10 protein-coding genes and 1 pseudogene are annotated in these 14063 nt (G+C 65.3%); 8 read left to right on the forward strand and 3 right to left on the reverse strand.

Annotated elements, in window-relative coordinates; genetic code table 11:
• Positions 1-7 precede the first annotated feature (7 nt).
• From TVC13_RS13100 to tuf, 7 genes are all read left to right on the forward strand, one after another.
• Positions 8-691 carry a 3-oxoacid CoA-transferase subunit A gene (locus TVC13_RS13100; RefSeq protein WP_422401628.1) on the forward strand — a complete coding sequence of 228 codons (684 nt, stop codon included), beginning with the start codon at positions 8-10 and terminating at the stop codon, positions 689-691.
• Complete coding sequence (locus TVC13_RS13105; RefSeq protein WP_422401629.1) at positions 688-1368, forward strand: 3-oxoacid CoA-transferase subunit B; 681 nt, start codon at positions 688-690, stop codon at positions 1366-1368. The genes TVC13_RS13100 and TVC13_RS13105 overlap by 4 nt, the downstream gene beginning before the upstream one ends.
• Positions 1369-1388: 20 nt before the next feature.
• Positions 1389-2180: an IclR family transcriptional regulator domain-containing protein gene (locus tag TVC13_RS13110; protein WP_422401630.1), complete on the forward strand. Its 792-nt coding sequence runs from the start codon at positions 1389-1391 to the stop codon at positions 2178-2180.
• Between the two features lie 334 nt (positions 2181-2514).
• Positions 2515-2889, forward strand: coding sequence for a 30S ribosomal protein S12 (rpsL, locus tag TVC13_RS13115; RefSeq protein WP_055239341.1), 375 nt, complete (start codon positions 2515-2517; stop codon positions 2887-2889).
• 1 nt (position 2890) lies between these two features.
• A complete protein-coding gene (rpsG, locus tag TVC13_RS13120; RefSeq protein ID WP_055239342.1) occupies positions 2891-3361 on the forward strand; it encodes a 30S ribosomal protein S7 in 471 nt (156 codons plus the stop codon).
• A 113-nt stretch (positions 3362-3474) separates the two neighbouring features.
• Complete coding sequence (gene fusA / locus TVC13_RS13125; RefSeq protein WP_422401631.1) at positions 3475-5589, forward strand: elongation factor G; 2115 nt, start codon at positions 3475-3477, stop codon at positions 5587-5589.
• 223 nt (positions 5590-5812) lie between these two features.
• Positions 5813-7003 (forward strand): elongation factor Tu, encoded by a 1191-nt coding sequence (gene tuf / locus TVC13_RS13130; protein WP_055239344.1) that lies wholly within the window; start codon positions 5813-5815, stop codon positions 7001-7003.
• A 51-nt stretch (positions 7004-7054) separates the two neighbouring features.
• Here the strand turns inward: tuf and TVC13_RS13135 are convergent, their stop codons facing one another.
• From TVC13_RS13135 to aroA, 3 genes are read right to left on the reverse strand one after another with little or no spacing between them, the layout of a single operon-like run.
• Positions 7055-9154 carry an FAD-dependent oxidoreductase gene (locus tag TVC13_RS13135; RefSeq protein WP_422401632.1) on the reverse strand — a complete coding sequence of 700 codons (2100 nt, stop codon included), beginning with the start codon at positions 9152-9154 and terminating at the stop codon, positions 7055-7057.
• A gap of 9 nt (positions 9155-9163) precedes the next feature.
• Positions 9164-10348 (reverse strand): acyl-CoA dehydrogenase family protein, encoded by a 1185-nt coding sequence (locus TVC13_RS13140; RefSeq protein WP_422401633.1) that lies wholly within the window; start codon positions 10346-10348, stop codon positions 9164-9166.
• Positions 10345-13371, reverse strand: coding sequence for a 3-phosphoshikimate 1-carboxyvinyltransferase (aroA, locus tag TVC13_RS13145; protein WP_422401634.1), 3027 nt, complete (start codon positions 13369-13371; stop codon positions 10345-10347). The genes TVC13_RS13140 and aroA overlap by 4 nt, the downstream gene beginning before the upstream one ends.
• A gap of 283 nt (positions 13372-13654) precedes the next feature.
• On the opposite strand from aroA, the pseudogene TVC13_RS13150 reads away from it, so the two are divergent.
• Positions 13655-14063: pseudogene (locus TVC13_RS13150) on the forward strand (hypothetical protein); the annotation flags it as partial.

Below are 14063 nucleotides of genomic sequence, written 5' to 3' on the forward strand. Positions count from 1 at the left end.
GAGAACCGTGCTGAACATACTGCAGGACGTCGACGAAGCCGTCGCGCCAATCCATGACGGGGCCACCGTGATGATCGGCGGGTTCGGAAAAGCCGGCCAGCCGGTCGAGCTGATCGAAGCGCTGCTCCGCCAGGGCGCCAAGGACCTGACGGTCGTCAACAACAACGCCGGCAACGGTGAAGAAGGACTGGCCGCGCTGATCGGCGCCGGACGGGTTCGGAAGATCATCTGCTCCTTCCCGCGGCAGTCCGACTCCCAGATCTTCGATGCGAAGTTCCGGGCCGGGGAAATCGAACTTGAACTGGTTCCGCAGGGCAACCTCGCCGAGCGCATCCGCGCCGCCGGCGCCGGAATCGGCGGATTCTTCACCCCCACCGCCTACGGCACCCCGCTGGCCGAAGGCAAGGAAACCCGGATCATCGACGGCCGGGGCTATGTCTTCGAAACCCCGCTGCACGCGGACTTCGCCCTGGTGAAGGCACTGAGGGCAGACCGCGCCGGAAACCTCGTCTACCGCAAGACCGCCCGGAACTTCGGGCCGATCATGGCCGCAGCCGCCCGGAACGCGATTGTCCAGGTACGGGAGATCGTCGACGTCGGGCAGATCGATCCGGAAATCGTCGTGACCCCGGGAATCTACGTCAACACCCTGGTTCCGGTAACACGTGAGAAAGAACCGGCAGCAGCATGAGCGAGAAGGCAGTGAAGACCACCGTGAGCGAAAAACTGGACCGCAACGCACTGGCTGAACTCGTGGCACGGGACATCGCGCCCGGGTCCTTCGTCAACCTGGGCATTGGGCAGCCGACCCTGGTCTCGAACTACCTCAAGCCCGAGCAGCAGGTCACCCTGCACACCGAGAACGGCATGCTGGGCATGGGGCCCGAGGCGCACGGCGATGAGATCGACGGCGACCTGATCAACGCCGGCAAGATCCCCGTCACCGAACTGCCGGGCGCGTCCTACTTCCACCACGCCGATTCCTTCGCCATTATGCGCGGCGGACACCTGGACGTCTGCGTCCTGGGCGCCTTCCAGGTTTCCGCCACCGGCGACCTGGCCAACTGGCACACGGGCGCACCGGATGCCATTCCCGCCGTCGGCGGTGCCATGGATCTGGCCACCGGGGCCAAGGACGTCTACGTGATGATGTCCCTGTTCACCCGTGAAGGGGTCAGCAAGCTGGTAGCCGAGTGCTCCTACCCGCTGACGGGCGTTGGCTGCGTCACGCGCGTCTACACTAATGAAGCGGTGTTCCTCCTGAAGGAGGACGGCGTCCACGTTCGCGAGACCTACGGGATTAGCTTCGAGGAACTCGCCGCGAAGGTGGACGTGCCCCTCATCGGCCCGTCCGCCGGCACCGACTAAGAAACCACAATGGGGGAGACATGAGCGAAACGATCGCGGCCAGTGACCAGTTTGTCCAGTCACTGGCCCGCGGCCTGTCCGTGATCCGGGCGTTCGACGCCGAACACGTGCAGATGACCCTCAGCGATGTCTCCCGCCGCACCGGCCTGACCCGGGCCACGGCCCGCCGGTTCCTGCTGACCCTGGTGGAACTGGGCTATGTGCGCACCGACGGCCGCAGCTTTGAACTTACTGCGCTGGTCCTGCAGCTGGGTTACTCCTACCTGGCGGGGCAGTCCCTGCCGCAGCTGGCCCAGCCGCTGCTCGAGGACCTGTCCCGCGAAATCCACGAATCGACGTCGGCCTCCATCCTGGACGGCAATGAGATTGTCTACATTGCCCGGATCCACACCCGCCGCCTGATGACCGTCGGCATCACGGTGGGAACCCGGTTCCCCGCCTACGCCACGTCCATGGGCCGGGTGCTGCTGGCAGGGCTCGACGACGCAGCATTGGATGCGTACCTTGCCGAAGTTGAACTGGTGCCCCTCACCGAGCGGACCATTACTGCCGAGGCGGCCCTTCGAAAAGAAGTCCAGCGTGTCCGCGAACAGGGCTGGGCCGTGGTGGACCAGGAACTCGAGCGCGGACTGCGCTCGGTGGCTGTGCCCATCTTCAGCCCCGCCGGGGAAGTGATTGCGGCGCTAAATACTTCCATGCAGGCAACGCTGGGACTCGACGGGCCTACACTGGAGGAAGCGGCGGCACAGGTGCTGCCGCATCTGCAGGAAGCGTCACGGAAAATCACCCAGGCGCTGGCAGCCCGGAGCTGACTCAGGCTCAGGGGCGCCGTCGCAGCTCCGGCTTAAGCCAGCCGGGATGTCTGCTAGACTGTTAATAATTGTTTGTGTGGCAGTGGATGAAGGCCGCTCGCATGTTCTCTCGGATTCCGTCTCCGAGGCGCGGGTGGGGGCCTGTTTCCGGGTTGCAGGGTTCTTGTGCAACGAATGCCACACTTTTGCACGCCTACGGTCGCTTCGGATCACGGAACGTCTCGGGGGTACTGCGGCAACAACTTTGAAAAGCCTCGCTCAGGGCCTGCTGGAAGCGGACCGGAGCAAGCGCAACCAGAGAATTTTTCTCGAGATAAAAACGGAGAACTGATAAGTGCCTACGATTCAGCAGCTGGTCCGCAAGGGCCGCTCACCCAAGGTCTCCAAGACCAAGGCTCCTGCCCTTAAGGGCAGCCCGATGCGCCGTGGTGTGTGCACCCGTGTTTACACCACCACCCCGAAGAAGCCGAACTCGGCTCTGCGCAAGGTAGCCCGTGTCCGCCTCAACGGCGGCGTGGAAGTTACTGCCTACATCCCCGGTGTGGGTCACAACCTGCAGGAACACTCCATCGTGCTGGTCCGCGGTGGCCGTGTGAAGGACCTGCCCGGTGTCCGTTACAAGATCGTTCGCGGCGCACTGGACACCCAGGGTGTCAAGAACCGCAAGCAGGCTCGCAGCCGCTACGGCGCGAAGATGGAGAAGAAGTAATATGCCCCGCAAGGGTCCGGCCCCCAAGCGGCCGCTCGCAGTCGATCCCGTCTACGGCTCCCCGCTGGTCACGCAGCTGATCAACAAGGTCCTCGTCGACGGCAAGAAGTCCACCGCAGAGCGCATCGTTTACGGCGCACTTGCCGGTGCTCAGGAGAAGACCGGACAGGATCCGGTTGCAGCCCTGAAGAAGGCCATGGACAACATCAAGCCGAGCCTTGAGGTCAAGTCCCGCCGCGTCGGCGGCGCCACCTACCAGGTTCCGGTTGAGGTGAAGCCGGGCCGCGCAACCGCCCTGGCTCTCCGCTGGCTGGTTGGCTACTCCAAGGCCCGCCGCGAGAAGACGATGACCGAGCGTCTGCGCAACGAGATCCTGGACGCCTCGAACGGTCTTGGTGCTGCTGTGAAGCGTCGCGAAGACACCCACAAGATGGCCGAGTCCAACAAGGCCTTCGCCCACTACCGCTGGTAATAAGCACCACGTACATCTATTCAGCCCAGGCCCTGCGGCCCGCTTCGGCGGGCCTCAGGGCCGCAGGCCGAATAGGTGACCGGCGGGGCCAGAACCAAAACTAGGGAGTAAACGTGGCACTGGACGTGCTTACCGACCTCAACAAGGTCCGCAACATCGGCATCATGGCGCACATTGATGCCGGCAAGACCACCACCACCGAGCGCATCCTGTTCTACACCGGTGTCAACCACAAGATTGGCGAAACGCACGACGGCGCTTCGACCATGGACTGGATGGCACAGGAGCAGGAGCGGGGTATCACCATTACCTCCGCAGCTACCACGTGCTACTGGGACAACAACCAGATCAACATCATCGACACGCCGGGTCACGTTGACTTCACTGTCGAGGTTGAGCGGTCCCTGCGCGTGCTTGACGGCGCCGTAGCCGTTTTCGACGGCAAGGAAGGCGTGGAGCCGCAGTCCGAGACTGTTTGGCGCCAGGCTGACAAGTACAACGTTCCGCGTATCTGCTTCGTCAACAAGATGGACAAGCTGGGCGCCGACTTCTACTTCACCGTCGACACCATCATCAACCGCCTGGGCGCCAAGCCGCTGGTTCTCCAGCTGCCGATCGGCTCCGAGAGCGAATTCGAGGGCGTCGTAGACCTCCTCGAAATGCGTGCACTCACCTGGCGCGGCGACGCCAAGGGTGATGTGACCATGGGCGCCAAGTACGAAGTTGAGCCGATCCCCGCAGACCTGCAGGAAAAGGCCGAAGAGTACCGCGCGAAGCTCGTGGAAACCGTTGCCGAAGCCAGCGAAGAGCTGATGGACAAGTACCTCGAAGGTGAAGAACTCACCCTTGAGGAACTGAAGGCCGGCATCCGCAAGATGACCGTCAACTCCGAGATCTACCCGGTGCTGTGCGGCTCCGCGTTCAAGAACCGCGGCGTTCAGCCGATGCTTGACGCCGTCGTCGCCTACCTGCCGAGCCCGCTGGATGTTCCGAACATCCAGGGACACGACATCCGCGACGAAGAGGTTGTCCTCGAGCGCGCCGCCGATGCCGATGCTCCGTTCTCGGCCCTGGCCTTCAAGGTTGTGACGCACCCGTTCTTCGGCCGTCTGACCTACATCCGCGTTTACTCCGGCAAGGCTGCTTCCGGTGCTCAGGTCATGAACTCGACCAAGCAGAAGAAGGAGCGCATCGGAAAGCTCTTCCAGATGCACGCCAACAAGGAAAACCCGGTTGAAGAGATCACCACGGGTCACATCTACGCGGCCATCGGCCTGAAGGATACGACCACCGGGGATACCCTGTGCGACCTTCAGAACCCGATCGTCCTGGAATCGATGAGCTTCCCGGAGCCCGTCATTTCCGTGGCAATCGAGCCGAAGACCAAGGGTGACCAGGAGAAGCTCTCCACGGCTATCCAGAAGCTCTCCGAAGAGGACCCGACCTTCCAGGTCTCCCTCGACGAAGACACCGGCCAGACCATCATCGCCGGCATGGGCGAGCTGCACCTGGACATCCTGGTGGACCGCATGCGCCGCGAATTCAAGGTTGAAGCAAACGTGGGCAAGCCCCAGGTTGCCTACCGCGAAACCATCCGCCGCGCAGTCGAGCGTTACGACTACACGCACAAGAAGCAGACGGGCGGCTCCGGCCAGTTCGCAAAGATCCAGATCGCCATCGAGCCCCTGGATACTTCCGAAGGCGCGATGTACGAGTTCGACAACAAGGTCACCGGTGGCCGTGTTCCCCGTGAATACATCCCCAGCGTTGACCAGGGTATCCAGAGCGCCCTCAACGACGGCATCCTTGCCGGTTACCCCGTTGTCGGCATCAAGGCAACCCTTGTTGACGGCGCTTACCACGACGTCGACTCCTCGGAAATGGCGTTCAAGATCGCCGGCCGCCAGGCTTTCAAGGAAGCCGCAAAGATGGCGAGCCCGGTTCTGCTTGAGCCGATCATGGATGTCGAAGTCCGCACCCCTGAGGAATACATGGGTGAAGTCATCGGTGACATCAACTCGCGCCGCGGGCAGATGCAGTCGATGGAAGACGCCAGCGGCGTGAAGGTCGTTCGCGCCCTCGTTCCGCTGTCCGGCATGTTCGGGTACATCGGCGACCTGCGGTCCAAGACCCAGGGCCGCGCCGTTTACTCGATGCAGTTCAACAGCTACGCAGAGGTCCCGAAGGCAGTAGCCGACGAGATCATTCAGAAGACGCGCGGCGAGTAAGACCCCGCCGGTGTTCCGGAGAAATCCGGAGCACCGGCCGTGTGCGGCCCGTCCCAGGGGGAGACCCGGACGGACGGGCCGTACGGCCAGACTGAGCGGGACCTGCGGGAACCGCGGCACAAGGCAATTTCATCAAATAAACAGCCCCAAGTAGACTTGTATCGGATCAGTTGCGAGAAGCGCGGCTGGTGATTGAGTCTTCTAACCTTTCTAGGAGGAACCCGTGGCGAAGGCAAAGTTCGAGCGGACTAAGCCGCACGTCAACATCGGCACCATTGGTCACGTTGACCATGGAAAGACCACGTTGACCGCTGCCATTTCGAAGGTGCTTGCTGACAAGTACCCTGACCTGAACGAGCAGCGCGACTTCGCTGCTATTGACTCCGCGCCGGAAGAGCGTCAGCGCGGTATCACCATCAACATCTCGCACATTGAGTACCAGACCGAGAAGCGTCACTACGCACACGTTGACGCCCCGGGCCACGCTGACTACATCAAGAACATGATCACCGGCGCAGCTCAGATGGACGGCGCAATCCTCGTGGTTGCCGCTACTGACGGCCCGATGGCTCAGACCCGCGAGCACGTTCTGCTTGCCCGCCAGGTTGGTGTTCCCTACCTGCTGGTCGCGCTGAACAAGTCCGACATGGTTGAGGACGAGGAACTTCTCGACCTCGTGGAAATGGAAGTTCGCGAACTGCTGAGCTCCCAGGAGTTCGACGGCGACAACGCTCCCGTCGTTCGCGTTTCCGGCCTGAAGGCACTGGAAGGCGACCCCAAGTGGGTTGCGTCCGTCGAAGAACTCATGGAAGCCGTTGACAACAACGTTCCGGACCCCGTTCGCGACAAGGACAAGCCGTTCCTGATGCCGATCGAAGACGTCTTCACCATCACCGGTCGTGGCACCGTTGTTACGGGCCGCGCCGAGCGCGGTACCCTCGCTATCAACTCCGAGGTCGAGATCGTTGGCATCCGCCCGATCCAGAAGACCACGGTTACCGGTATCGAGATGTTCCACAAGCAGCTCGACGAAGCATGGGCCGGCGAGAACTGTGGCCTGCTGCTCCGCGGCATCAAGCGCGAAGACGTAGAGCGTGGCCAGGTTGTCGTCAAGCCGGGTTCCATCACCCCGCACACCGACTTCGAGGCAAACGTCTACATCCTGTCCAAGGATGAAGGCGGCCGCCACAACCCGTTCTACTCGAACTACCGCCCGCAGTTCTACTTCCGCACCACCGACGTCACGGGTGTTATCACCCTGCCCGAGGGTACGGAAATGGTTATGCCCGGTGACAACACCGAAATGACCGTTGAACTGATCCAGCCGATCGCAATGGAAGAGGGCCTCGGCTTCGCTATCCGCGAAGGCGGCCGCACCGTTGGATCCGGCCGCGTCACCAAGATCATCAAGTAATTTGATGTTCTGACGCCGGACCATACGGTTCAGCATTGAAGGGCCCCGCTGCTACGGCAGCGGGGCCCTTTTGCGTTCCCGGGTTCCGGCCAGCAGCGCCGCTGCCACGGCCGTGCCGGCTTCCAGACCCTCGGCAAAGGCACGGACGGCGTTCAGCCCGGCTGCAGAAGCTGCTCCGCCAATGACGGTGTACGGGATGCCGGCTGCCGCCAGTCCGCGCTGCAGGACAGTGTTCTCCACCTGTCCGGCGGCCAGCACGACGGCGTCTGCCGCAATCAGTTCGGCGCCTTCCGGCCCGTCGATGAGCAGCCCGCCGGGGACCAGTTTCCGGTAGGCAACCCCGGTGCGCAGCACGACGCCGGCATTCCGCAGGGCCTGCAGCGCAGCCCAGCGGGTGGAGATCCCAATGCCGTCTCCGATGCGCGCACCGCGGCGCAGCAGTGTTATCTGCCGGCCGTCCGCGCGCGGCGGCTCCGGGCGGAGGTGCTCCCGCGTGAACCGCGCGGCAGCGTCCAGCCCGGACTCAGGCCCCGGCGTCCCTGGTTTGTTTTCCTGCAGCAGCAGATGCGCCAAATCAACGGCTATGCCCCCGCCGCCGACGACGGCAATCCGTGCAGGCAGGGCTGCCGGGTTGGCGAAGGCCTGCCGGTAGTCCAGCACCGGAATCCCGGCACCGGCCAGCTGCACTGTCCGCGGCAGGACGCCGGTTGCGTCCACAACGTGGCGAAAGCCGGCGAGCCCTGCAGCTGCGATCCGGACCCCGGTATGGATCCTGACACCGAGCCTGGGAAGCTCATTCGAGAAATAGCGGATGGTTTCGGCGAAATCCGCCTTGCCCGGCACACAGCGGGCCAGGCGGAACTGGCCCCCGATTTCAGCTTCCGACTCGAAAAGATAGACCTGAACTCCGGCCGCCGCGAGGGTGGCTGCTGCCTGCATACCGGCCGGACCGGCGCCTGCGACAGCCACTGCAGTTCCGTCTGCGCAAACTTCGGCCTCGGCGGGCGGGAACTCCAGCTCCCGGCCCGCCCTCGGATTCACCAGGCAGGACACCGGTTCCGTGCCAAGGGAACGGTCTATGCAGGCTTCATTGCAGGCGATGCAGGTGTTCACCAGATCCACGCGCCCGGCTTCGGTCTTGGCCAGGATCCGCGGGTCGGCCAGGAACGGGCGTGCCATCGACACAAAATCCACGCTGCCCCGGGCCAGTGCAGCGTTGGCCTGTTCCACCGAATTGATGCGGTTGGAACCGATCACGGGCAGCCGGTGTCCCCGGCTGCGCAGGCTTGCCCGGATCCCTGCGGCCACGGAAAGCCAGCTGCCGTGCGGCACGAGCGACTGTACCGTGGGGATCTGCGATTCGTGCCAGCCGATCCCGATGCTGAGCGCATCGGCTCCGGCGTCGGCGAGGGCCGCGGCCAGGGCACCGTATTCCTCCGGAGCCCCCTCGTTTGCTGTGAGGTCTGCTCCGGACATACGGAAGATGACGGGGAAGTCCGGGCCGGCAGCCCTGCGCACAGCGGCCAGGACGGCCAGCGGAAAGGCACGCCTCCGAACAGGGTCCCCGCCCCACGCATCGTCCCGGAGGTTGGTCTCCGGGGACGCGAACTGGTTGACCAGATACCCCTCGGACCCCATGATTTCAACGGCGTCGAACCCCAGCTCGCGGGCCTGGCCCGCCGCAGCAGCGAAGTCCTGCAGGGTCTGGCGGATCTGTTCTTCGTCCATGGCACGGGGATCGGCTTTCGAGTAGCCGGACCACACGGCCGACGGTGCCAGGGGCTGCCGTCCGTAGGTTTCGGTAAAGGCGTATCGCCCGGCGTGGAACAGCTGCAGCGCCAGTCGCCCGCCGGCGTCGTGCACTGCCTTCAGCGCCGTCTGCGCTGCAGGCAGAAACGGCGGTTCGCCGCACACCAGGTAGGTTTTTCCGCCAGAACCGTCGCGGTTTACGGCGGCACCACCGGTGACGATCAGTGCCGCCCCGCCGGCAGCACGCTCTGCGTAGAAAGCCGCCAGCGCATCCGCGTCTGCCTCGAAGTTCAGGTGCATGCTGCCCATGATGATCCGGTGCGGCAGCCGCAGGGATCCGATGCGGCCCGGGGCGAAGGCATGCCGGAAACGACGCACTCCCAGCCGCGGGTCCGAGTGCACGGTACGGACCTAGCCCGTTGCTCCGCCGAGAATTGCCTTGGCGATGACGGACTTCTGGATTTCATTGGTGCCCTCTTCGAACCGCTGCGCACGGGCATCGCGGTACACCCGCTCTATGGGCTGGGACTGCCAGTAACCGATTCCGCCGTGCACCTGCAGCGCCTTGTCCGTGACCCTGCCCAGCATGTCCACGGCGGTCAGCTTGGCCATGGAAGACAGAGCCGTCGAGTCAGGATCGGCGTTCTGCCAGGCTGCGGCGGCGGTGAGGGTGAGGGCTTTGGCTGCAGCGATGTCCGCTGCGTTCTCCGCCAGGGTGAAGGCGATGGCCTGCCGGGAGGCGAGCGGCTTGCCGAAGGTTGTGCGCCCGGCCGCGTAGGCAACCGCCAGCTGCTGGGCGCGCTGGGCCAGCCCCACACAGCTCATGGCTACGGAGATCCGGCTGGGAGTGAGGAAACCGCCCAGAGCCACTGCCAGGCCTTCGCCTTCCGCACCGAGCCGGTTCGCGACCGGGACGGGGGCGTTGGTGAACCTCAGCGAAGCGTGGTCGGTGCCGCGCACTCCCATGGTCCTGGACGTGTCTTCCACCTCGGCGCCCGGGGTGTTGCGGTCGACCAGCAGCGCCACGGTGCCGTCCCGGCCGGAGCTTCCCTCCAGGCGTGCGAAAAGAAGCCAGTAGTCGCAGCGGACGCCGAAGGTGATGAGGTGCTTGGACCCGGTGAGGTAGTACGTGTCGCCGTCGCGGCGGACGGAGGACGTAATGTCGACGCCGCTGCCGTTGGCAGGTTCGGTCAGAGTGAAGGCCACCACGGATTCCCCGGCGACGGCGGGCACGATGAATTTCTGCCGCTGCACCTCGTCGGCGAAGGGATTCATGGCCCGCCAGGTGCCGTTGAGGACGTGGACGATCATCCGCACCGAGGCATGGGAGCGGGAGAAGACCTCCATTAGCCCCATCCACTGCAGAAAGCTCAGGCCGGCGCCGCCCAGGTCCCGGGGTGCGGCAAGGGAGAGGAAACCCTCGGCGCGCAGCTGGTTCCAGAGTTCACCGGACACCTTGCCGGTCGCCTCTATTTCCTCGGCCCAGGCTTCTCCGGGCCCTTCCACCCAGTCGGTTACCCGGCCAAGCAGTGTTTGGTACTCCGGTTCGGGAATCGAACTTCCGCGTCCGTCAGCTCGCACCGTGCTGGTCTTCACGCCTGGCTCCTGTCTGTGCCGGCCGGGACGCTCCCGGCCAGTTGCTGTGCCCGCTGGCGCAGCAGGAATTTCTGGACCTTGCCCACCGGGTTCCGCGGGATGGCTTCCAGCAGCTCCAGCCGCTCCGGCCAATAGTGCTTGGAGACCTGGCAGCTGTCCAGATACCGGGTGAGTTCGGCCAGGGTGGGGGCAGCTCCCGGCACCGGCACCACAAAGGCGCAGGCACGCTCGCCCAGGCGGGGATCCGGCATGGCGGCCAGCGCGACGTCGTCAACAAGCGGGTGCCGGTACAGCAGCTGCTCGATCTCAGCCACGGGGATCTTCTCTCCGCCGCGGTTGATCACATCCCGCACCCTGCCGGTGATGCGCAGGTATCCGGCGTCGTCCAGCGTGGCCAGGTCTCCGGTGCGGTACCAGCCGTCGTCGGTGAAGGCTTCCTTGGTCAGATCCGGCCGGTCCAGATAGCCCTCGAACATGGTGGGACTGAGCAGCTCAAAATTGCCCTCACTGCCGGAAGGCAGCAGCTGCCCGTCGTCGCTGACAATCCGCGCCTGCACCCCCGGGAGCAGCTTCCCGTCGGTGCCCCAGACCAGTGCCGGGTCACCGCCGGGGGAGGAGACTGCGCCCAGGCAGGTTTCGGTTGTGCCGAACGCCCCGCAGACCCACGCCCCCAGCACCCGGGTGGCGCGTTCGGCGAGGTGCCGGGGAACACCGGCACCGGTGTTGACGAAGATCCGCAGGCTTGCCGGCGCCGGGGCCCCTGCTTCCACGGCCTTCACCAGGTCGGCCAGGAACGGAGTGGCGGCCTGGACGAAGCTGCCCTTCCAGCCCTGCAGCAGATTCAGGGCACGGACCGGTTCCCAGACCGGCTGCAGGATCTGCGGGACACCCAGCACGAAGGAGAGCCACATTCCGTAGAGGAATCCGGTTTGGTGTGCCAGGGGGGACGGAATGAACACTGCATCCCCGGTATGCAGCCCCAGGTGCTGTGCCTGCAGTGCAGCTGCCCGGGAGAGAGTTGAATGCCGGTGCAGCACGGCCTTGGGCTCACCCGTGGTGCCGGAGGTGAACAGCAGCTGGGCGGCGGAGTCCGCTGCGGGGGCAGCGGCATCGATCCGTTCCCGGTCCACCCGGGTTTCAGCCAGTTCCTGCTCCCACCCGTGCCAGGTGACGCCGGTGCCCGGCAGTGCCGGTGCGGCGCCGCCGATTACCAGGACATGGCGCACCGCGAGGTCATAGGCGGGGTCAGTTCCGGTTCCTGCCGAGAGGATACCGCCCAGTTCCCGGGCATAGTGACGGCCGCGGAATTCCGCCGGGACTACCACGACGGCGGCCCGGGAGCGGTGCAGGGCGAAGGCGACTTCGCGCTCGCGGAAGATCGGCATGATGGGCGCAGCGACGGCGCCAATGCGCATCACGGCAGTACAGAGCAGAACGAATTCGGTCCAGTTCGGCAGTTGGAACGCCACCCGGTCTCCGGTGCGGATGCCCAGGTCCTGCAGGAGGGCTGCCACCCGGTCGGCACCGGCGTCGAGCTGGGCCCAGGTCAGGTGCCCGGAGTCCTGCGGCCGGCCGTCGGTCACTGCGGTGTGGCCGGGACGTTCAGCTGCCCAGCGGCGCACCCAGTCCGGGCCAGGAACCAGGGCTGCCTGCGCCGGTGACGGAGCCGTGCCCTGCGGCGCGCGGGTCTTGGCGTTCCTGGTGGTGCGCCGGCGGGGGACCGGGCCGTCCTGCACCTGCATCGACAGGCCAAACGAGTTCATTGCGTCGAGGAACTCCGGATAGGAAATCCGGTAGGCATTGGGGTAGCTGAGCGTGCTCCGCCCCACGGCACCGGAGGCTGCGACGGCCAGGGACATCAGCACCCGGTGGTCGTTGAAGGAGGACAAGTCGGCTGCGGTCAGGACCTGTGTGCCGCGGATGATCAGGTCACTGCCCGCCGTCCTGACCCCTGCTCCCATGGAGTTCAGCTGCGCCATGGCCGCCACCCGGTCCGATTCCTTCAGCCGGACGTGTCCCACGCTGCGGAAGACGCTCTCACCGTCGGCACAGGCCGCCATGACCGAAAGCACCGGCAGCATATCCGGTACGGAACGGCAGTCGATCTCTGCCGGCTGAAGGCGCAGCCCGTCATGCCTGACCCGCACACCGTCCGTCCCGGCGTCGTAGGCCATTGGCAGCCCCATGGACGCGGCGATGTCCAGGAAATCGGCCTCGGGATGGTCTGCCCCCTCTGCGGTGACCGAGCGCAGGCCGCGCAGCAGCAGGTCCGAAGGATGGAGGGCAGCGGCTGCCAGGCCGAAGGCGGCAGATCCGATGTCTTCGGGCATGCGCATCTGCGTGGGCACGGCCTCCTGCCCGGGCGGTATCTCAAAGCGGTGCCAGTCGTCCTGGACGTCGATCTGAAGGCCGAAGCGGCGCATCATCTGGACGGTCAGTTCAAGATAGGTGCGTTCGTTCAGGGTGCCGTCCACCACCACCGAGGTTGGCTGCTCCGCAAACGGCGCGAGCAGCAGCAGCCCCGAGACCCACTGGGAGAGTGTTCCGGCGATGTGGACCTCTCCGCCGGCGGGGCGCCGGGCGCGCACCCGGATGGGCGGGCATCCGGTGGGGGAGGCGACGTCGAGTCCCATCTGGGTAAGGGCCTGCAGCAGCGGTCCAATCGGGCGGCGCTGGAAGTACTTCTGCCCGGTCACCGTCACGTCTCTGGACCCCAGCGCTGCCAGCCCCACCATGAAGTACAGGGTGGTGCCGGAGCTGCCGGCGGAGACTTCGTTTCTCAGCGGCCGGTAGGGGCCGCCGTGCACTACGTAGGTGCCGCCGTCGACGTCGATCCGGGTGCCGAGCGAACGCAGCATGGCAACCGTGTAGTGGACGTGGCGGGCGTCGGTGAGTCCGGTGATCCGGCTGATTCCCGGAGCCAGGGAAGCCAGGATCAGGGCACGGTGCGCGTGGTATTTGGAGTTGGGCACCTGTGCTTCACCATAGATGCGCTGCTGTGTTCCCAGGACCGAAAGATGCATGGCGTCCAAGCCCTTCCACCGGCTGTCCTTCACTGGCGGCCACCCCGGGGCCGACGTTACCAGTTGCCCTTTGGCGCCGGAACAGGCCGGGTACGCAGGGGGAGGGCAGGGCGCCATTGTGTGGGACAACTGAAGAAGAACTTGAAGAAAAATCTGAAGAAAAGCTGAAGATAAGGGGGAGAAGAGGACTGGATTTTCCACAGGAGGGCATGCCTCCGGGCATGCATTGGAAAGGCACCTTAGGATAGGCGGGTCTGGACGTCTAGGGGGAAAGCAGCAGGTCATGGGGGAGTTCATCTTTTTTCTTGCCGTCGCGGCGGCCGGATTCGCGGTGGGGAGGCTGACGTCCCGCCGGGGCGCCGGTGCTTCCGCTGCGTCACCGTATGGCGACGGGCTTCCCCATCCGGCGCAGATCTTCCAGGAGGGCTATGAGGCCGGCCGGCGGGACGCGGTCCTTGCCCCGCAGGGGCCGGGGCAGGCGGGGCAGGCGAGGGGAGCGGCTGGTGCGGCACCGGTCCCGGTCCCGCCGGTGCCCCAGCCGGAATCACGGCCGCCCTTCATTCCGCCGGCCCCGCCGACCCCGGGCTCGCAGTTCCCTGCCCAGCAGTTCCCGGCACAGCAGTTCCCCCCGCTGCAGCCGCCGATGGGCGCCCCGTACCCGCGGACCCCGTCCCCGGGGACAGGAGCACAGC

The sequence above is a fragment of the Arthrobacter sp. 3Tela_A genome, assembly GCF_049311025.1.
In the GTDB taxonomy this organism is placed as follows: domain Bacteria; phylum Actinomycetota; class Actinomycetes; order Actinomycetales; family Micrococcaceae; genus Arthrobacter_B.